The 18515-nt window shown below is 68.1% G+C and carries 18 protein-coding genes; 7 read left to right on the forward strand and 11 right to left on the reverse strand.

Features of this window, described 5'->3' with window-relative positions; translation table 11 throughout:
• Position 1: 1 nt before the first annotated feature.
• Positions 2 to 700 carry a helix-turn-helix transcriptional regulator gene (locus AABF56_RS02780; protein WP_272804844.1) on the reverse strand — a complete coding sequence of 233 codons (699 nt, stop codon included), beginning with the start codon at positions 698 to 700 and terminating at the stop codon, positions 2 to 4.
• Positions 701 to 821: 121 nt separating this feature from the next.
• On the opposite strand from AABF56_RS02780, the gene AABF56_RS02785 reads away from it, so the two are divergent.
• The 3 genes from AABF56_RS02785 to AABF56_RS02795 all read left to right on the forward strand — a co-directional run bounded on the left by AABF56_RS02785 (position 822) and on the right by AABF56_RS02795 (position 3052).
• Positions 822 to 1457, forward strand: a complete 636-nt coding sequence (locus AABF56_RS02785; protein WP_272804845.1) for a LysE family translocator — start codon at positions 822 to 824, stop codon at positions 1455 to 1457.
• Between the two features lie 124 nt (positions 1458 to 1581).
• A complete protein-coding gene (locus AABF56_RS02790) occupies positions 1582 to 2025 on the forward strand; it encodes a c-type cytochrome (RefSeq protein WP_244769906.1) in 444 nt (147 codons plus the stop codon).
• 112 nt (positions 2026 to 2137) lie between these two features.
• A complete protein-coding gene (locus AABF56_RS02795; RefSeq protein WP_443021146.1) occupies positions 2138 to 3052 on the forward strand; it encodes a c-type cytochrome in 915 nt (304 codons plus the stop codon).
• A 214-nt stretch (positions 3053 to 3266) separates the two neighbouring features.
• On the opposite strand, the gene AABF56_RS02800 is transcribed toward AABF56_RS02795, so the two are convergent.
• The 6 genes from AABF56_RS02800 to AABF56_RS02825 form a co-directional block, all read right to left on the reverse strand.
• Positions 3267 to 3851 carry a DJ-1/PfpI family protein gene (locus AABF56_RS02800; RefSeq protein WP_272804847.1) on the reverse strand — a complete coding sequence of 195 codons (585 nt, stop codon included), beginning with the start codon at positions 3849 to 3851 and terminating at the stop codon, positions 3267 to 3269.
• A gap of 24 nt (positions 3852 to 3875) precedes the next feature.
• Entirely contained in the window at positions 3876 to 4376 is a 501-nt protein-coding gene (locus AABF56_RS02805; protein WP_244769909.1) for a GNAT family N-acetyltransferase, read from the reverse strand.
• A 222-nt stretch (positions 4377 to 4598) separates the two neighbouring features.
• On the reverse strand, positions 4599 to 5048 hold the full coding sequence (locus AABF56_RS02810) for a hypothetical protein (protein ID WP_272804848.1): 450 nt from the start codon (positions 5046 to 5048) through the stop codon (positions 4599 to 4601).
• 68 nt (positions 5049 to 5116) lie between these two features.
• Positions 5117 to 6793, reverse strand: a complete 1677-nt coding sequence (locus AABF56_RS02815; protein ID WP_272804849.1) for an ABC transporter ATP-binding protein — start codon at positions 6791 to 6793, stop codon at positions 5117 to 5119.
• 484 nt (positions 6794 to 7277) lie between these two features.
• Positions 7278 to 9611, reverse strand: coding sequence for a glucose/quinate/shikimate family membrane-bound PQQ-dependent dehydrogenase (locus tag AABF56_RS02820; protein WP_272804850.1), 2334 nt, complete (start codon positions 9609 to 9611; stop codon positions 7278 to 7280).
• Between the two features lie 452 nt (positions 9612 to 10063).
• A complete protein-coding gene (locus AABF56_RS02825) occupies positions 10064 to 11575 on the reverse strand; it encodes a protein adenylyltransferase SelO (RefSeq protein WP_272804851.1) in 1512 nt (503 codons plus the stop codon).
• Positions 11576 to 11730: 155 nt separating this feature from the next.
• On the opposite strand from AABF56_RS02825, the gene AABF56_RS02830 reads away from it, so the two are divergent.
• From AABF56_RS02830 to AABF56_RS02845, 4 genes are all read left to right on the forward strand, one after another.
• Complete coding sequence (locus AABF56_RS02830) at positions 11731 to 12210, forward strand: hypothetical protein (protein ID WP_272804852.1); 480 nt, start codon at positions 11731 to 11733, stop codon at positions 12208 to 12210.
• Positions 12211 to 12347: 137 nt separating this feature from the next.
• Positions 12348 to 14417: a caspase family protein gene (locus AABF56_RS02835; RefSeq protein WP_272804853.1), complete on the forward strand. Its 2070-nt coding sequence runs from the start codon at positions 12348 to 12350 to the stop codon at positions 14415 to 14417.
• Between the two features lie 73 nt (positions 14418 to 14490).
• On the forward strand, positions 14491 to 14754 hold the full coding sequence (locus AABF56_RS02840) for an AbrB/MazE/SpoVT family DNA-binding domain-containing protein (RefSeq protein ID WP_244769916.1): 264 nt from the start codon (positions 14491 to 14493) through the stop codon (positions 14752 to 14754).
• Positions 14754 to 15113, forward strand: coding sequence for a type II toxin-antitoxin system PemK/MazF family toxin (locus AABF56_RS02845; RefSeq protein WP_244769917.1), 360 nt, complete (start codon positions 14754 to 14756; stop codon positions 15111 to 15113). Before AABF56_RS02840 ends, AABF56_RS02845 begins: the two co-directional genes overlap by 1 nt.
• Positions 15114 to 15153: 40 nt before the next feature.
• Here the strand turns inward: AABF56_RS02845 and AABF56_RS02850 are convergent, their stop codons facing one another.
• The 4 genes from AABF56_RS02850 to bigR all read right to left on the reverse strand — a co-directional run bounded on the left by AABF56_RS02850 (position 15154) and on the right by bigR (position 18462).
• Positions 15154 to 17247 carry a S9 family peptidase gene (locus AABF56_RS02850; protein ID WP_272804854.1) on the reverse strand — a complete coding sequence of 698 codons (2094 nt, stop codon included), beginning with the start codon at positions 17245 to 17247 and terminating at the stop codon, positions 15154 to 15156.
• A gap of 68 nt (positions 17248 to 17315) precedes the next feature.
• Positions 17316 to 17750: a DUF6691 family protein gene (locus tag AABF56_RS02855; protein WP_272804855.1), complete on the reverse strand. Its 435-nt coding sequence runs from the start codon at positions 17748 to 17750 to the stop codon at positions 17316 to 17318.
• Positions 17747 to 18157: a YeeE/YedE family protein gene (locus tag AABF56_RS02860; RefSeq protein ID WP_244769920.1), complete on the reverse strand. Its 411-nt coding sequence runs from the start codon at positions 18155 to 18157 to the stop codon at positions 17747 to 17749. Before AABF56_RS02860 ends, AABF56_RS02855 begins: the two co-directional genes overlap by 4 nt.
• On the reverse strand, positions 18154 to 18462 hold the full coding sequence (bigR, locus tag AABF56_RS02865; RefSeq protein WP_272807423.1) for a sulfite-sensing transcriptional repressor BigR: 309 nt from the start codon (positions 18460 to 18462) through the stop codon (positions 18154 to 18156). The genes AABF56_RS02860 and bigR overlap by 4 nt, the downstream gene beginning before the upstream one ends.
• Positions 18463 to 18515 lie beyond the last annotated feature (53 nt).

The raw sequence follows: 18515 nt of genomic DNA on the forward strand, positions 1-18515 counted from the left end.
CTTACCCCGCATCCCGCCGGTTCTCCGCCCAGCCGGAAATCCAGAGCTGCCGCAGCCTGTCGCCCTCGCCGCGGAAATGCCGGCCCGTCGTTTCGCAGGCCTCGACCCGGTCGGCGCGGAAATTGCGGATGGCCGCGCGCAGCTCGCACCAGGCGACGATATTGGCGGTCTCGGAATAGTAGATGAGGGCGATGGGGCGGATGGTGCGCTCGCTGGCGCGGCCATATTCGTCGCGGTAGTCGATCAGCAGCGTCTCCTCGTCGCGGATCGCCCGGCGCACGGTGGCAAGGTCGATGCCCTCGGGCTGGCGCGGCGTCGTGCCCCAGGCGTGCAGGGCGCGCGCGGAGAGCGTCTGGCGCAGCGGCGGCGGCACGGCGCCGGCGATCTTGTCGCCGACCCGCCGGGCGGCGGCCTTCAGCTCCGCGTCGCCGGTGCGCTCCAGAAGCGCCAGCGCCAGCACCACGGCCTCGGTCTCCTCGATGGAGAACATCAGCGGCGGCAGGTCGAAACCGGGGCGCAGGATGTAGCCGATGCCCCGCTCGCCCTCCACCGGCACGCGCATCGCCTGCAGGGCGGCAATGTCGCGGTAGATCGAGCGCACCGTCACCTCCAGCCGCCCGGCGATCTCGGCCGCCGTTATCGGGTGGCGGGCGAGGCGCAGGATCTGGATGATCTCGAACAGCCGCGAAGCCTTGCGCATGGTCATTCCCCTCACAACTGACACAACACTGTCAGTTGGTCCTCGCTATAGCACGCTTCAAGCGCTTGAAACACAAGGAGGCAGCGGGCTTCCGGGCGCGTATCGGCAATGGACAACTGACATGACCTACAGCGAAAATCTCTGGCTCTTCTTCCTGCTCGTCTCCGGCATCATCATCGTGCCGGGCATGGACATGGTCTTCGTGCTGGCGAGTTCCCTCTCCGGCGGGCGCAGGGCGGGGCTTTCGGCGACCTTCGGCATCATGGCGGGCGGCCTCGTGCACACGCTCTATGCCGCGCTCGGCGTCGGCATGCTCCTACATTTCGCGCCGGGCCTGTTCAACGGCCTGCTGCTCCTCGGCGCCGCCTATGTCGCCTTCATCGGCTGGCAGCTCTTCCGCTCCTCGATCGTCGTCGATGCCGTCGGCAGCCTCGACCGGCGCGGCCTTGCGACGCGCTTTCGCCAGGGCGCGCTGACGAGCCTGATGAACCCGAAGGCCTATCTCTTCATGCTCGCCGTCTTCCCGCAGTTCCTGCGCCCGGAATTCGGCCCGCTCTGGCGCCAGACGCTCGTCATGCTGGCGATGATCTGGGCGACGCAGCTTGCCGTCTATGGCGGCCTCGCGCTCGCCGCCGCCCGCAGCCGCGATGCGCTGACCGGCAGCCCCGCCGCCACGCGCCTTATCGGCCGCGCCGCCGGCGTGCTGCTCGTGGCGATCGCGGTGGTTACGGTGTGGCGCGGCTGGGGCAGCGTGTGAACGGCGCAACATTCTGGTTCTCAAAAATATTTTACTTTCCTCGACTTCCCAAAATGCAAAGATGCCCGCGCATCGTAAACCGGCGGCGCGGCGCAAGCCGCCCGCCAGCAACCGGGAGAACCCGATGAAGTTCAGGACTTTGGCGGCCGCGGCCGCGCTTGCGGTCATCGGCGCAGGGGCCGTCGTGGCGGCGGACGAGCCGCAGGTCGTCCGCCAGGAGATGATGAAGAAGGTCGGCGGGGCCATGGGCGCGCTTGCCGGCATCGCGAAGGGCGAAAAGCCCTATGACGCGGACGTCGTCAAGGCGTCGCTGACCACCATGAGCGAGGTGGGGAAGGCCTTCCCGGACCAGTTCCCGGCCGGTTCCGAGACGGGCAACGAGACCGAAGCCAGCCCGAAGATCTGGGAGGCGATGGACGACTTCAAGGCCAAGGCCGCCAAGCTCGGCACGGATGCCGACACGGTGCTCGCCAGCCTGCCGGCAGACCAGGCGGCCGTGGGCGCCGCGCTCGGCACGATCGGCCCCAATTGCGGCGGCTGTCATGAGGTCTACCGCGTCAAGAAGTGACCGCGGTAGGCCATCCCACCCGAAACGAACGCAGACCGCCCCGGCGATCGCCGGGGCGGCAATCCATGTCCGGATGCCGCGGTGGCGGGGCTCGCGCGGCTGGCGAGAGGCAATTCTCATGGCACTCAAGAAACTTCTCGGCGGGATCGTCGTGCTGGGCGCGATCGGCACCGGCGCCTTCCTCTTCATCACCGCGCCGGAGCGGCTGCCGGCCGAGACTTGGGCCGCGGCGGGCGAGCCGGACCTGGCGAACGGCGAGCGCATCTTCCATGCCGGCGGCTGTACGAGCTGTCATGCCGCGCCGGGCGCGGCGGACGACCAGAAGCTGGTGCTGGCGGGCGGCCTTGCGCTGAAGAGCCCGTTCGGTACCTTCCACGCGCCGAACATCTCGCCCGACGAGACGGCCGGCATCGGCGCCTGGACGCTGGCGGAGTTCGGCGATGCCATGAAGCGCGGCACCGGCCGCGACGGCGAGCACCTCTACCCGTCCTTCCCCTATGCCTCCTATGCGCGCATGACGGTGAAGGACATAGCCGACCTCTACGGCTACCTGAAGACCCTGCCGAAGAGCGGCAATGTGGCGCCCGGCCACGACCTGCCGTTCCCGTTCAACATGCGTCTCGCGCTCGGCGGCTGGAAGTTCCTCTATCTCGACGAGGCGCCGCGGGTGGCGCTCGCGAGCGCCGACGAGACCGTCAGGCGCGGCCAGTATCTCGTGGAAGGGCCGGGCCATTGCGGCGAGTGCCACACGCCGCGCGACGTCCTCGGCGGGCTCAAGACGGATCTTTGGCTGGCCGGCGGGCCGAACCCGGAAGGCGAGGGGCGCGTGCCCAACATCACCCCGGCCGAGGGCGGCTTCGGCAGCTGGAGCGCGGGCGACATCGCCAGCTATCTCGAAACCGGCTTCACGCCGGAATTCGACAGCGTCGGCGGCGCCATGGTGTCGGTGCAGAAGAACATGGCGCTGCTGCCCAAGGAGGACCGCGAGGCGATCGCGGCCTACCTGAAGGCGATCCCGGCGCATTGAGGCGGGGTGCGGGGGCAATACCCAGTTTCGCAGCGTCAGCCCACCTTACCCCACCCACTGTCGTCATCCTCGGGCTTGACCCGAGGATCCAGGCCTCACCCGGAGCGTGGATGCTCGGCTCAAGGCCGAGCATGACGGAGGAGAGGGGGCCGTGACGCCTCCGCGCCCGAAGTGGAGACGTGCCGCGCACGACGGAGGAGGGGCGATCATGCCGTCACGCCGGCGCCTTGCGGTGCTCGTCGCCATACATCGCGAGATAGCCGGACAGGTCGGCGGAGCCGAGGCCGATGGCGTCGAGGATTTCCCGCGCGAAGGAGACGGGGGCCGCGCCCGAGGCGGTGATGACGGCGCGGTCGCTGACGGCCTGCGGCTGGTCGCGGTAGAGCGCGGCGCCGCGGTAGCCGGGTACGACCTCAGCCAGCTGTCCGCGATAGTTGCCGGTATGCGCCCGGTCGTCGAGCAGGCCGAGGCGGCCGAGCGCCAGCGTCGCATCGCAGATGGCGGCGACCGGCTTGCCCGCCGAAACGAAGCGCGCGACCGGAGCCGAAAGGTCGGGCGCTTGGCCGGATTGCCAGATCGTGCCGCCGCACAGCACCAGCACGTCGAAATCGGCGGGCGCGGCGTCCTCCGCCCTGCCGGCGGGCCTTATGGAGACGCCGCCAAGCGAGGTCACGTCCGCGCCGCCGGGTGTCAGGACCACGGTCTCGGCCCCGCAGTCGCCCCGCGCCGTCGCCATCAGCAGCCCGCATTCCCAGTCGGCGTAGCCCTCGGTCAGCACGATGGCCAGTCGCTTCGCCATGTCGATGTCCTCCTCAACCTATTGTCAGCCCAGGGACTGGACATAGCGCATCCCGGTGACCGGGCCAGCCCGGAAGTTCATCTGCTCGTAGAAGCGGTGGGCGCCGAAATTGCCGGTCGCCGCGCTCACCGAGAGGTAGCCGCAGCCGGCGATGCGGGCGTGCTCGCGGGCGCGGGAGACGAGGTGGCGGCCGATGCCGTGGCCGCGATGGTCCTTGCGCACGAAGATCTGGTGCAGCTCCATGCCGCGCAGGCCTTCCAGCGCGCGGTACATCGGCACGAGAAGGGCGTAGCCGATCAGCCGGCCGCCGGCTTCGGCGACGAGCGCGGTGATCCAGGGATGGGCGCCGAAGAGATCGCGGTCGAGATCGGCGGCGGAGACCTTCGCCGTGTCGCCGTGGCATTCGGCATGCAGGGCGATCATGTCGAGGATCTGCTGCAGGTCGCCCGGGCGCGCGGCGCGGATGGTCAGCATCGGCGGGCGATCGAGGGCGGCGGGGTCGAGTTTGATGACGGTATTCTGCATTTCGGGCTCCTGGGGTTTTGTGCCATCAGGTGCCAGAAACAACAAAGCCGCCTGATGGCGGCTTGTTGACATGATCGAACAGCCGCTCCTTATCGGAACAGCCAAAAATACGTCGCGGCGATGTGCATGTTCTTGATCATGGGCGCGATATTCTCGAAATCGCGCCGTTTGTCAATCGGGTTTCGTCGGCGTGTGCAAAAAGCGGGATGAAAGCGGGGGCGCTCAGGCCCCCGCTTCCTCCGTGCCGGCCGCGGATTGCCCTTCCGCCGTGCCTGCCTGCCGGGTGTCGTCGATGCCGAGCTGCTCCTTGATGGCGCGGCGGATGTCTTCCTCGATCGCCGAGCGTTCCTCCTCGGGAAGCTGCGCCAGGCTCTCCTCCGTGAGGCCGAGGGCCTCCAGCATTTCCTTGCGCAGCCGCTCGGCCGGCGTCATCCTGGAGAGCTCCAGGAATTCGGACGTCAGGTTGGCGCTCTCCGTCTCGGCCTTGTCGAGCTTGGCCTGGGTCAACCACAGCGCATTGGCAAGGCCGGAGGGGATCGGCGCCGTGGGGCTGACGGTCGGGATGTCGCGCCCTGCCGTGCCGCCGCCCGTGCCGTCGTTAAGGCTTTCCCCGCTCGTCGTGCGCGGCCTGCCGTAGGTGTAGGCGGAAAGCATGCTGCCGTCGATCTTCATGGAGGGCCCCTTGAGCGTGCGTCGCGCGAACCAGTACCGGTTGCAGCTTTTGCGAGCCTTGCCGTCCTTTACACGTCGCTTTCGATGCGGCCCGCGCCGAGCCGCACGACATGGTCCTGAGGCGCGATCACGCTTCTGCGGTGGGTGACGGCAAGGATGGTCACGTCGCCGGCAAGGCCGCGGATATGCTGCATGATTCCCGCCTCCGTCGCCTCGTCCAGCGCCGAGCTCGCCTCGTCGAGGAAGAGGAACTGCGGATCGGCATAGAGCGCGCGGGCGATGGCGATGCGCTGCCGCTCGCCGCCGGAAAGCTTCATGCCCCGTTCGCCGACCCTTGTCTCGAACCCGTCCGGCAGGCCGTCGATGAAGGCGAGGATCGCCGCTTTTTCCGCCGCGCGCCGCAACCGCTCCGCGTCGAAGGCGCGGCCGAGCACGATGTTGACGGCGAGCGTGTCGTTGAGCAGCACCGCGTCCTGCGGCACGATGCCGACGGCGCCGTACCAGTCGCGCTGGCGGACGCCGTCAAGATCGATGCCGTCGACGGTGATGCGCCCCGCGGCGGGGCGGATGGATTTCAGCGCGAGGCGCAGCAGGGTCGACTTGCCGGAGCCCGTCTCGCCGACGAGATAGGTGATGCGCCCGCGCGTCGCGGCAAAGCCGATCTTCTCGACGCCGCGGCCGTTTTCGTGGGCGTAGGAGACATCCTCGAAGGCGAGGCGGCCGGCCTTCGGCGAAAAGCCGCCCGATGTGCCCGTGTCCGGCTCCTCGGGGGCGGCCCAGATGCGCGCGAGCGGCAGCAGCGAGGCGCGGGCGCGCACCACGTTGTCGAGCGCATGGCCGATCATCTCGAAGGGCTGGTTGAGCTGCAGCAGCAGCGTGTTGAACAGCACGATGTCGCCGACGCTGAGATCGCCCGCCCGGTAGCGCGGCAACAGCAGGAGGAAGGTGACGACGAACTGCACGGCGAGCCCGGCGCCCATCAACGACGAATAGCCGATGCGCCGGCGGCAGAAGGCCGCCCAGCTGTCGCGCTCCTCGCCGGCCTTTCCGGCAAAGCGCGCCTGCATCCAGCCGTGGCTGCCGAAATGGCGCAGCGTCTCCATGGCCGTCATGGCGTTGCCGATGAACTTGGCGTTCTCCTGCCCGGCCTCGACGGCCGCGTCGAGATATTTTCGCGTGCGGTGGTTGGCGATGGCCGTCAGCGCGATGAAGCCGCCGCCATAGGCGACGACGATCAGCGCGACCTCGATGTCGATCGTCGCCCCCAGCATGGCGATCGCCAGCGTGATCTGCGTGACGCCGGGAGTGAAGACGATGAGGGCGAGCTGCACCAGCGTCATCATCGCGCCCTGGCCGCGCTGGCCGGCACTTTCGATCTCGGCCGGGTTGTGCTCGGCGAAGAAGGCGGCCTCTTTCTTCAACAGCCGCTCGAACAGGCTGGTGCTGGCGATGAAGCTCAGGTTCTCCGCGCTCATGTAGGAGAGGTACTGCACCATGTGCTGCAGGGCCGCGGCCATGCCGATGAGCAGCGCATAGACGACGAGGCCGGCCGCCAGCATCTCGGCCATCCGGTCGGCGGTCATGGCGTCGATGAGGCGCGAGAAGAGATAGGGCGCGGCGATGGAGGCGATCGCCGAGAGGAAGACGATGACCGAGACGAGCGCCAGCAGGCCGCGCGAGGACCGCCAGTAATTGGCAAGGATGATCTTCACCGGCGCGGCGATCAGCCGCCAGTCGTCTTTCATGGCGAATCTCCCGGGGAGGATTTTTGGAGGGCTGCATCATGGGAAAGGCGGGATGGGGAGGCAACCCCGCAATGATCGCCCTTTTGCCGGGCGCTATCTTCCTCCGCGCCACCCCCCTCTGCCCTGCCGGGCATCTCCCCCTCAAGGGTAGGCGAATTGCCTATGACAGCACGCTGCTGCTTTCCCCTTCTCCCCCGCGGGGAGAAGGTGGCCCGAAGGGCCGGATGAGGGGGCTTGCACACCGTCTGACGTCTTCGCCACCCCCTCATCCCGCTGCCGCGACCTTCTCCCCGCGGGGAGAAGGGGCAAGACGCGCCGCCTCATCCATATGCAATTCGCCTGCCCTCAAGGGGGGAGATCGGCAGGTGGCGGGACCTTCGCTCATATCGAGCCGTTGGAGATGGGCGAAACCGCGCCCCATCCGATCTCCCCCCTTGAGGGGGAGACGGCCGGCAGGGCAGAGGGGGGTCGGTACGGCGCCCCGCTACGGCAGCGTATAGGCGATGACGTAGTCGCCCGGCTTGGTGCCGACCGAGCCGTGGCCGCCGGCGACGATCAGCACATATTGCTTGTCGCCGACCGTGTAGGTCATCGGCGTGGCCTGGCCGCCGGCCGGAAGGCGGGCTTCCCACAGCTGGCGGCCGCTCGTCAGGTCGTAGGCGCGCAGGTAGTCGTCCACCGCCGCGCCGAGGAAGGCGACGCCGCCCTTGGTGATGATGGGGCCGCCGATGCCCGGCACGCCGACCTTGAAGGGCAGCGGCAGCGGCGTCATGTCCATGACCGTGCCGTTCTTGTGCTTCCAGGCGATCTCGCCGGTGGCAAGGTTCGCGCCGGCGACATAGCCCCATGGCGGCGCCTGGCAGGGAATGCCGAGCGGGCCGAGGAACGGGCCCATGAAGACGCCGTAGGGCGCGCCCTCGTTGCGGTTGAGGCCCTGTTCGGAGCCCTTCTCGTCCTGGCCCTTCGGCGGGATCTGGTCACGCGGCACGAGGCGGGAGGTGAAGGCGAGGTAGGTCGGCATGCCGAACATCACCTGCCGTTCCGGATCGACCGCGACGGAGCCCCAGTTGAACGTGCCGAAATTGCCGGGATAGACGAGCGTGCCCTGCAGCGAGGGCGGCGTGTAGCGGCCCTCGTATTTCAACGACAGGAAATCGATGCGGCAGGCGAGCTGGTCGAACATCGTCACGCCCCACATGTTCTTTTCCGTCAGCGGCGGCGGCGAGAAGGTGAGGTCGGAAATCGGCTGGGTTGGCGCCGTGAAATCTTCCGGGATCGCCCCGGTCGGCGCCGGTATCTCCTTGACGGGGATGATCGGCTCGCCGGTGCGCCGGTCGAGCACGTAGATGTCGCCCTGCTTGGTCGGGCCGACGAGGGCGGGGATGGTGGCGCCGTCCTTCGTGATGTCGATCAGCGCCGGCTGGGCCGGCACGTCCATGTCCCACAGGTCGTGGTGCACCGTCTGGCGCACCCAGCGCACCGCGCCCGTCTTGATGTCGAGCGCGACGATGGAGGACGAGTATTTTTCCACATGCTCGCTGCGGCCCATGCCGAGCTGGTCGGGCACGCGGTTGCCGAGCGGGATATAGACGAGGCCGAGCGCGTCGTCATAGCTGAAGACGGACCAGGAATTCGGCGAGTTCACCGTATAGACCTGCCCCTCGGGCAGCGGCGTCGTGACGTCGGGATTGCCGGAATCCCAGTTCCAGACGAGGGCGCCGGTATTGACGTCGAAGGCGCGGATGACGCCCGACTGCGAGTGGGTCGAGTAATTGTCGTTCACCGCGCCGCCGATGATGATCTTTCCGTCGGTGATGACGGGCGGCGAGGTGGAATAGTAGTAGCCGGCCGGGTTGTAGGGCATGCCCTGTTCGAGCTGCAGCACGCCGTTCTCGGCAAAGCTCGTGCAGACGTCGCCGGTCGCCGCGTCGAGCGCGATCAGCCGGGCGTCCGAGGTCGGCAGGTAGACGCGGGCGGCGCAGGTGGCGCCGGCGGTCGCGGCCGGATCGGCATAGTAGGTCACGCCGCGGCAGGTCTGGTGCTGGCGGTCCGGGTTCATGCCGGAGTTGGAATCGTACTTCCATTTCTCCTTGCCGGTCGCCGCGTCGAGCGCGATCGCCCAGTTGTGCGGCGTGCACATGTAGAGCGTGTCGCCGATCTTGAGCGGCGTCACCTGGTAGGTGGTCTCGCCGACATCGTCCGGCAGCTTCACGTCGCCGGTCTGGTATTGCCAGGCGACCTTGAGCGTGCCGACATTGTCGGTGTTGATCTGGTCGAGCGGCGAGTAGCGCTGGCCGTATGGCGTGCGGCCATACTGGTGCCATTCGCCGGCCGGCACGTTGCCGCCGAGGGCGGGCGTGGCGTTGGCGACGTCGGTCGGCAGGCTGCCGGCCACGTCGTGCGGGTCCTGCGTCATCGCAAAGCCGGCAACGCCGATGGAGACGAGGACGGCAACGGCGAGCGGCAGGGCCGAGGCCGGGTAGGGCGTGCCGGTGGGGCTGGAAAAGCCGAGCGGGCGGCGGATGGCCGGCAGCATCAGCCACAGGCCGAGGAGCACGATGACGCCGCCGCGCGGGCCGAGCTGCCACCAGTCGAAACCGACCTCCCAGATCGCCCAGCCGAGCGAACCGAGGATGACGAGGGCATAAAGCCAGAGCGCCGCGCCGGAGCGGCGCAGGAGCAGCACGGCCGTGACGAGGAAGGCAAGGCCGGTGACGAGATAGTAGGGGCTGCCGCCGAGCGACAGCAGCCACCCGCCTCCGCCCGTCAGCACCAATCCGATGATGGCGATGAGGGCGGCGGTCAGCGTGAGCAACATGGGGATCTCCGTTGGTGCTGCCGGCCGGGGAGGAGGCCGACAAGACGTCCGGCTCAAGGAGGGACGACGGAGAAATTAGGGCAGAACCGTGGCGCTTCAATCCCGGGAAAAGGGGAGGGAGAAATTATACTATTCCACTCATGTTTTTGGGGCGAGGCCTTTGCCAGGGAGCTTGCCCCTCACCCTAACCCTCTCCCCGCAAGCGGCAGGGCTACCGCATAGGGAATGCGGCATCACCGCTCTTCCCTCTCCCCCGCGGGGAGAAGGTGGCCCGAAGGGTCGGATGAGGGGGTGGCTCGGACGGATCGTTTGCGCCTTCGCCATCCCCCTCATCCGCCTGCCGGCACCTTCTCCCCGCGGGGGAGAAGGGGATAGGGCAACGGTTTCCTTCCATAGGCGATGCCCGGCGCACAAGGCGGGAGGCGCCGGAAAAAGGGTGTAGTTTGCGCCCCTCACGTCCCGCAGAAGGTCGCGGTGATCTCCTCGCCGGGCTTCGGCGGCACGGCATAGGCGGCGAAGGCCGGCTGGTCCTCGTAGGGCCGCGCCAGCACGTCGTTCAGCGCGGTAAACAGCGAGAAATCGCCATGGTCGACCGCCGCCGCCAGCGCCTCCTCGACCTTGTGGTTGCGCGGGATGAAGGCGGGATTGACGCGGCGCATCGCCGTAGCGCGCGCCTCGGCCGTCCCGGCTTGCCGCGCCAGCCGCGCGCGCCAGAGGGCAAGCCAGGGCGTGAGCGCGCCGGGCGTTTCGAGGAGGTCTTGCAGCGCGTCGTCCGCCGCCGCGCCTTCGGCCGCATCCGCAAGGCGCCGGAAGGCGAGCGTATAGTCGGCCTTCTGCTCGTAGAGCGTCACGAGCAGGTCGCGGATCAGGCCCTGGTCGTCGTCCTCCTCGTCCGCGCCAAGGCCGATCTTCGCCCGGATCACCGCCATCCAATGCGCCTGGAAGCGCTCCATGAAGCGGCCGACCGCCGCATTCGCCATCTCCACCGCCTTGTCCTGGTCGTCGGAAAGAAGGGCAAGCAGCGCCTCGGCGAGACGCGCGATGTTCCACTGGCCGATCATCGGCTGGTTGCCGAAGGCATAGCGCCCGTTGCGGTCGATGGAGGAATAGACGGTGCGCGGGTCGTAGCGGTCCATGAAGGCGCAGGGGCCGAAATCGATCGTCTCGCCCGAGATCGTCATGTTGTCGGTGTTCATCACGCCGTGGATGAAGCCGACGCCGAGCCATCGGGCGATCAGCGAGGCCTGCCGGTCGGCGACGGCGTCCAGCAGCGCGAGATAGGGCTGCTCCGCGCCCTTCAGCGCCGGATAGTGCCGGTCGATGACATGGTCGGCGAGCACGCGCACATTGTCCGTGTCGCCGCGCGCGGCGAAGAACTGGAAGGTGCCGACACGGATATGGCTGGCGGCGACGCGGGTGAAGACGGCGCCGGGCAGCACGCGGTCGCGATAGACCGGCTGGCCTGTGGCGACGGCCGCCAGCGCCCGCGTCGTCGGAATGCCGAGCGCATGCATGGCCTCGCTGACGATATATTCGCGCAGCACCGGCCCGAGCGCCGCCCGCCCGTCGCCGCGGCGCGAATAGGGCGTCTGGCCGGCACCCTTCAGCTGGATGTCGCGCCGCCGGCCGTCGCGGTCGATCACCTCGCCGAGGAGGATGGCCCGCCCGTCGCCGAGCTGCGGCACGAACTGGCCGAACTGGTGGCCGGCATAGGCCATGGCGAGCGGCAGCGAACCGGGCAGCGCCACGTTGCCGGAGAAGTAACCCGCGCCGTGCCGCTCCAGCGCATCCGCATCGAGGCCGAGCTCCCCGGCAAGCGCCCGGTTGAACGCGACGAGCCGCGGCGCTTCCACCGGGCTCGGATCGACCGGGGCGAAGAAGACGTCCGGCAGGCGCGCATAGCTGTTGTCGAAGGCAACGGGCCTGCCGTCGTCGCCGTGCTGCGGGTTGGTGGCGTTGCTCATGGCATCCTCTTGCGGCGTTCTTGTCTCGTTTCCCTATAGGTAGCGACAAGCGGCCGGATTGAAAGGGCCGGCGGCGGGGCGCTCGCTTGCCGGCCCCTTTGCGCGGTGCTAGCGTCCGGGAAAGCCATGCCGGTTCAACAGTCGGGGTTCTACAGATGCGTGCGCTCGCCGTCCTTTTGCTGTTCCCGTCCGTTGCCTTCGCGGAAACCTGCGGCGCCTGGAACGCCGGCATTTCCGAGGAGGAGGAGGGGCCTGTCATGGTGGCCTCGGTCTGCGTGGGGGCCGGGGCGCGGGAAAGCAACCTCTTCCTGAAATGCGGCCCGGAAGACCGGCTCAGCCTGCGGTTCCTCGCTGCCGCGGCGCTGGATTTCCCGCCGGGCGACGGCGGGGACTTCTCCAGCCCGCTGCGCCTTTCCGTCGATGGCGAGGCCTTCGACCGGCCGGCGCATTTCGAGGCGATGGACGGCGCGATGGTCAGCGAATTCCCGATAACCGGCCCGCTGGTCGACCGCCTCAAGGCCGGCAGGGCGCTGACCATCGCCTATCCGGCGACGACATTCGAGCCGCTCGCCTTCCCCCTCACGGGGTCGAAGGCGGCGATAGACAAGCTGGCGGCGGCCTGCGCCGGCTCCTGACGCCCGTCGCCGGCCGGCATGGAATTTCACGGCCTTCTGAATAAGCGGGCGGCACCGTCCGTCCCCTTCTTCAGGCATGCATTGGTGAGCGAATGTCCGGTTGCCGGCGAGCCGGGACCGTGTCTCGGGAGGGTATCGTGCAGCGGAATGTCCATCGGTGGGTCGCGGCGCTTGCCGCCTGTCTTCTTCTCTTCGTCGCGCCGGCCGCCGTCGCCGCCGAACGCTACGCGCTCCTCATCGGCAATGCCGAATACGAGGACGCCGAGCCGCTGGAAAATCCGCTCAACGACATCGACCTCGTCGGCGAGGCGCTGGAGCGGGTGGAGTTCGACGTGACGCGCGTCACCGATGCCGACCATCTCGGCATGCTCTCCGCGCTCAACAATTTCACGCGGCTGGCGGAGAAGGCGGAGGACCCGGTGCTCTTCGTCTATTTCTCCGGCTATGCGGTGCAGATCGACGGCGACAATTTCCTGCTGCCGGTCGATGCCTCCGGCCGCACCGTGACGGGCCTGCGCAACCGCTCGCTGCCCGTCTCCGAGATCACGAAGACGCTGCGCGGGCTCGGCAAGGGCCTCAAGGTCGTGCTCTTCGACGCGGCGCATGAAAACCCGTTCCTCACGCTGCGCGACATCCCGGACGGGCTTGCCGAGCCGAAGGACGCCGGGGACGTGCACTATGCCTATGCCGCCGCGCCCGGCACCGCCTACGACTACGAGGGAACGCCGATCAGCCCCTTCGCCTCGGCCTTCGTCGATGCGATCAGCATTCCCGGCATCGTGCTGGAGGAGGCCTTCCGCAAGGTGAGCGAGATCGTCAAGGAGCGCAGCAAGGGCCGGCAGGAGACCTGGCAGAGCGATGCCGACTACGGCAAGTTCGCCCTGAGCCCGAAGGACGACGTCGACGAGGCCGAGATCGCCTTCTACGAATTCGCCGCGCTCGCCGACAACCGCGAGGCCTACGACCGCTATCTCGGCCGCTATCCCGAGGGCGTCTTCGCCTATGTCGCCAAGCGCAAGATCGACCTTCTCGCCGGCCGCTTTTCCCGCGACCACGAGGATGGCGGCGAGATGCCCTATCTGACGGTCTCCAACGACCGGCGCGATCCCTGCGGGCGCATCACCTTCGGCGATTACGCGCAGGACCGCCGGCTCTCCGACATCTACAAGGACGGCCAGCTGGTGCTGATCGACGTGCGCTTCTGGTATCCGCCGGAAGGCTGCGACTATCTCTCCTACTTCACGACCGTCTATTCGCACGAGCGGCTGCGCAACGTCATCACCGCGGCGAGCATTCCCGAGCGGCGCATCTATGTCGGGAGCCGGGACGATCTCAGCCCCAGCGAGGAACGCGCGATCTACGACTATTTCGACGAGGATCGTCGCGGCTACGCGCAATCCCTGATGTTCCGCGCGATCAACGAGGAGCGCCGCCACAGCCTCGGCGTCGCGATCAAGACGCCGGACGACAGGGCCCGCGAATATGTCGACGAGGTGGAATGCGGCGACGGGTGCCTGCGCGTACGCGGCCTCGTGCGCCTGCGCGACAACAGCGTGCGCGCGCTGGAGGACTACGAGTTCGACTTCGTCGACGTGCGCCGCCTCGGCCTTTACGACAAGTACCGCGCCGCGCTGCGCGACTTCCCGGAGGACGAGCATGCGGGGAGCAGTGATGCCGCCCTGGGTGTGAAGGCGGACGATTATGCGGCGGCGGGCGGTGCCGTGAGCCACGAGACGAACGCCTATGGCGAAACCGCCGCCTCCGGCCATGACGACGGCTACGGCAAGGACGCCGACCCCTACCGCGCCGTGCGCACGGTCGGCGGCTGGGAGGTCGTCGCCGACTTCTCCGGCGACCGCCGCTTCCTGAACTGCCGCGCCACGCGCCGTGGCGAGGGCGGGCGCCACGCCGCCTTCCGCTGGTACGACGACGGCCACGTCACGTTCGGCTTCCAAGACACGGCCTACGACTACCGCGACGACTACACGAGCGATGCGCGATACTGGATCGACGACGGCGAGGGCTACGACATCAAGGGCAAGGCCTACGGCCGCCAGGAGATCGCCTACGATCTCGGCCGCGACCGCTCGGTGATCGACGCGCTGAAGCGGGGCAACCACATCCGCATCGGCGACGTGCGGACGAGCCTGAAGGGGTCCAGCGCCATGCTGAGCGATCTGCAGGCCTGTGTGGGGGCGTTCCGGTAGGGGCGAGGCACCCTGCTCTTGCGGTGGGCCGAGTATGTGCTATTTTCGTAGCACATACTCGGAGATGCCCTGCATGAGCAATACAGCGAAAATCCGTCGGCAAGGCGGTGCGACCGTCTTCAGCATTCCGCCTGCGCTTCTGAAGATGCTCGGTGCCGAAGTCGGCACGGAACTGACCTTGACCGTCGACAACGGCTCGCTCATCGCGACGCCGGCCCAGCCCCGCAAGCGATACACGCTGGCACAGCTTCTGGAAGGAGCTGACGAAATGGCCGACCTGAACAAGCAGGCCGCTGCCTGGCAGGGCGGTTCCCGTGTCGGCAATGAAACATTCTGATGGTCCGCAGCAACATCCCGAAGCGTGGTGATGTGTTCATCGTCGACCTGAACCCGGTCGTCGGGAACGAGATGAAGGACGAACATCGCTGCGTGGTGATCACGCCCCGCGAGATCAACGCCGTCGGCATGTGCCTCGTCGTTCCCATCACGACGGGCGGTGCATTCGCCCGTAGGGCCGGCTTGGCGGTGAACATTTCAGGCCACAGGACGACGGGCGTTGCGCTTTGCAACCAGGTACGCGGGCTGGATATCGTCGAGCGGGTGAAGAACAGGACCGCCCGCTTCGTCGAAACGCTGGACAGTTACACGACAGATGAGATCGCCGCCCGCGTGGTGAGCATGATCGACCCTGCATGAGGCATCCCGCGGGCTAGGCTGGCCCGCCCGCGGGACGGGATCACATCTTCCCCGCCACCTTGATCGCGAAGGCATATTCGAAGGCGATCTCCTCCAGGCGCTGGAAGCGGCCCGAGGCGCCGCCGTGGCCGGCGCCCATGTTGGTCTTGAGGAGGATCGGTTCGGTGCCGGTCGTCTTTTCGCGCAGCCGGGCCACCCATTTGGTGGGCTCCCAGTAGGTGACGCGCGGGTCGGTGAGGCCGGAAAGCGCGAGGATGGCGGGGTAGGGCTTGGCGTCCACGTTGTCGTAGGGCGAGTAGCTGGCCATCAGCTGGTAGAAATCCCTGCTCTCGATCGGGTTGCCCCATTCCGGCCATTCCGGCGGGGTCAGCGGCAGCGTGTCGTCCAGCATGGTGTTGAGCACGTCGACGAAGGGCACGGCGGCGATGATGCCGCCGAACTTTTCCGGCGCCATGTTGGCGACCGCCCCCATCAGCATGCCGCCGGCCGAGCCGCCCTCGGCGACGATCTTCGCGTAGGACGTGAACTTCTCCTCGTTCAGATAATCGGCCGCGGCGATGAAGTCCTTGAAGGTATTGGTCTTCCTGTCCATCTTGCCGTTTTCGTACCAGGCAAAGCCCTTGTCCTTGCCGCCGCGGATATGGGCGATGGCATAGACGAAGCCGCGGTCGACCAGCGACAGGCAATTGGTGTTGAACGCGGCGGGGATCGTGATGCCGTAGGCGCCGTAGCCGTAGAGCAGGCAGGGCGCCGAGCCGTCGAGCGGCGTATCCTTGCGGTAGAGCAGGGTGACCGGCACGCCCTCGCCGTCCGGGGCCGGCGCGAAGACGCGGCGGGTGACGTAGTCCTCGATCGTGTGGCCGGAGGGCACTTCCTGCGTCTTCAGGAGCGTGCGCTCGCGCGTTGCCATGTTGTAGTCGAAGAGCTGCGAGGGCGTCGTCATCGAGGAATAGGAGAAGCGGATGACGTCGGTGTCGTATTCCGCCGCGCCGGAAAGGCCGAGCGAATAGGCCTCCTCGGCAAAGGCGATAGCGTGCTCCTCGCCGCTTTCCCGGTCGCGCACGACGATGCGCGGCAGGCCCTCGTGGCGCTCCAGCCAGACGAGGTGGCGGGCAAACGCCATGTGGTTGAGGATCAGCGTGCCCGGCCGGTGCGGCACGACCTCCGTCCAGTTCTCCCGGCCCGGCGCCGTCACCGGCGTCTGCATGATCTTGAAGTCCTTGGCGCCGTCGGCATTGGTGAGGATGTAGAAGACGTCGCCGCCCTCGGTCATCGAATATTCGAGCCCCGTCTGGCGCGGCGCGACGACGACCGGGTTGGCGAGGAGGTCCTTGGTGGAGAGCAGGCGGTATTCGCTCGTCTCGTGGTCGTGGATGTCGATATAGATGAAGTCGTCGATCAGCGAGCCGCCGACCGACATGAAGAAGCCGGCATCCTTCTCCTCGTAGACGAGGCGGTCGTTCTCCTGCCGCTCGCCGAGGATGTGGTGGAAGATCCTCGACGGGCGGTGGTTCTCGTCAAGCGCGGTGTAGAAGAAGCTCTTGGCATCCGGCGCCCAGACGCCGTCGCCGCCGGTATTGGCGAGGTCGTCGCTGCGGTCCTCGCCGGTCGCAAGGTCGCGCACCTTCAGCGTGAAATATTCCGAGCCCTTGTCGTCATAGCCCCAGATGCCGAGCGAATGGTCGGTGGAGTGATGGATGCCGGACAGGCGGAAATAGTCCTTGCCCGCCGCCTCCTTGTCGCCGTCGAGCAGGATGGTCCGTTCGCCGCCCTCGCGCGGCTCGCGGAAATAGCGCGGCTGCTCGCCGCCGGTGACATAGGCGGTGCCGTAGGCGAAGGGGCCGTCCTTCACGGGCACGGAGCTGTCGTCCTCCTTGATGCGGCCGCGCATCTCGGCAAACAGCACCTTCTGCAGCGCCTCCGTATCGGCCATCGCGGCCGTCATATAGGCATTCTCCGCCTCCAGATGCGCGCGGATCTCCGGCTGCAGGATCGAGGGGTCCTTGAACATCGCCTGCCAGTTCTCGTCGCGGAACCAGGCATAGTCGTCGGTGCGGGTGATGCCGTGGCGGGTATCGGAGACCGGCTTCTTGGCGGCGACGGGGGCGGCGGGCAGGTTTTTGAAGACGGGCAAGGGATCACTCCGGCAAATCGGTAGGCGGGACCAGAGAGATAGAGAGCCCGGCGGCCCGCATCAAGCGCTCAGCCCGCCCGGCGGGCGAAAAGCCGGTCGTGCAGCACCATGCCCGCCACCATGCAGGCGACGAAGAGGAGGGGTTCTGCCCGGCCGAGCGAAAGGGCGGCCAGCGCCGGGCCGGGGCAGAAGCCGCCAAGCCCCCAGCCGAGGCCGAACAGCGCCGAGCCGAGGATCAGTCTGCGGTCGACGGGGCGGGTGTCGGGCAGGTGGAAGCCCTCCGCGAAGGCCGGGCGTGCCAGGCGGCGCACAAGGACGAGGCCGAGCGCCATGACGGCGACGGCGCCGCCGAGCACGAAGGCAAGGCTTGGATCCCAGGCGCCGGCAAGGTCGAGGAAACCCTGCACGCGCGCGGGGTCCAGCATGCCGGAAAGGGCAAGGCCGAGGCCGAAGAGCGCGCCGCAGCCGAGCGCGGACAGGATTTGCGGGAGGGAACGGGTCACAGGCCGGAACTCCGCAGGAGCGCGACGGCGAAAACGCCGGCAACGAGGAAGCTGGCGACGGCGGCGAAGGAGCGCGGCGAAAGCCGGGCAAGGCCGACGACGCCGTGGCCGCTGGTGCAGCCGCAGCCCATGCGCGTGCCGAAGCCGACGAGGAGGCCGGCGGCGGCGATGAGCGGCAGCGGTGCGGCGATGGTGACGGCCGGCCAGCCGCCGGCAAGGCCGCGGTAGAGGACGGGGCCGAGAAGGAGGCCGGCGACGAAGGCGGCGTTGACGGCGACATTGCTCCCCTCCGCGAGCCGGCCGACAATGCCGCTGATGCCGGCGACGCGGCCGTTGAGGACGAGCAGCAGCGCGGCGGCAAGGCCGATCAGCATGCCGCCGAGAAGGGCGGGAAGATAGGCGGTCATGGGCTTTCCCCGTCCGTGCAGAAGATCGTGTAGAGCGCGCCGACGAGCCTTGCGGCCTTTTCGGCGGTGAGGCGGTAGAAGATCTGCTTGCCCTTGCGGCGCGTCTCGACGATGCCGGCCTCGCGCAGCACGTTGAGCTGCTGGGAGAGCGTCGGCTGGTGGATGCCGAGCCGCCGTTCGAGGTCGCCGACGAAGAATTCGCCCTCGACCAGGGTGCAGACCAGCATCAGCCGGGCCGGGTGGGCGAGCGTCTTCAGCAGGCCTGCGACCTCCGCCGCCCGCGCCTCCATGGCCTGCGGCGGCATGGTCCCGGCGCCGCCGGGCGGTCTGGTCGTGCTCACGCGGGGATCCCTTCCAG

The sequence above is a fragment of the Shinella sp. WSC3-e genome (assembly GCF_945994535.1).
Classification (GTDB): Bacteria; Pseudomonadota; Alphaproteobacteria; order Rhizobiales; family Rhizobiaceae; genus Shinella; species Shinella yambaruensis.

Coding starts and splice junctions, on each gene's coding strand:
- AABF56_RS02815 (WP_272804849.1), bottom strand. CDS start 6,793: ATGAAAGACGACTGGCGGCTGATCGCCGCGCCGGTGAAGATCATCCTT.
- AABF56_RS02840 (WP_244769916.1), top strand. CDS start 14,491: ATGAGCAATACAGCGAAAATCCGTCGGCAAGGCGGTGCGACCGTCTTC.
- AABF56_RS02820 (WP_272804850.1), bottom strand. CDS start 9,611: ATGTTGCTCACGCTGACCGCCGCCCTCATCGCCATCATCGGATTGGTG.
- AABF56_RS02830 (WP_272804852.1), top strand. CDS start 11,731: ATGCGTGCGCTCGCCGTCCTTTTGCTGTTCCCGTCCGTTGCCTTCGCG.
- AABF56_RS02810 (WP_272804848.1), bottom strand. CDS start 5,048: ATGAAGATCGACGGCAGCATGCTTTCCGCCTACACCTACGGCAGGCCG.
- AABF56_RS02800 (WP_272804847.1), bottom strand. CDS start 3,851: ATGGCGAAGCGACTGGCCATCGTGCTGACCGAGGGCTACGCCGACTGG.
- AABF56_RS02845 (WP_244769917.1), top strand. CDS start 14,754: ATGGTCCGCAGCAACATCCCGAAGCGTGGTGATGTGTTCATCGTCGAC.
- AABF56_RS02805 (WP_244769909.1), bottom strand. CDS start 4,376: ATGCAGAATACCGTCATCAAACTCGACCCCGCCGCCCTCGATCGCCCG.
- AABF56_RS02785 (WP_272804845.1), top strand. CDS start 822: ATGACCTACAGCGAAAATCTCTGGCTCTTCTTCCTGCTCGTCTCCGGC.
- AABF56_RS02790 (WP_244769906.1), top strand. CDS start 1,582: ATGAAGTTCAGGACTTTGGCGGCCGCGGCCGCGCTTGCGGTCATCGGC.
- AABF56_RS02825 (WP_272804851.1), bottom strand. CDS start 11,575: ATGAGCAACGCCACCAACCCGCAGCACGGCGACGACGGCAGGCCCGTT.
- AABF56_RS02780 (WP_272804844.1), bottom strand. CDS start 700: ATGCGCAAGGCTTCGCGGCTGTTCGAGATCATCCAGATCCTGCGCCTC.
- bigR (WP_272807423.1), bottom strand. CDS start 18,462: ATGCCGCCGCAGGCCATGGAGGCGCGGGCGGCGGAGGTCGCAGGCCTG.
- AABF56_RS02860 (WP_244769920.1), bottom strand. CDS start 18,157: ATGACCGCCTATCTTCCCGCCCTTCTCGGCGGCATGCTGATCGGCCTT.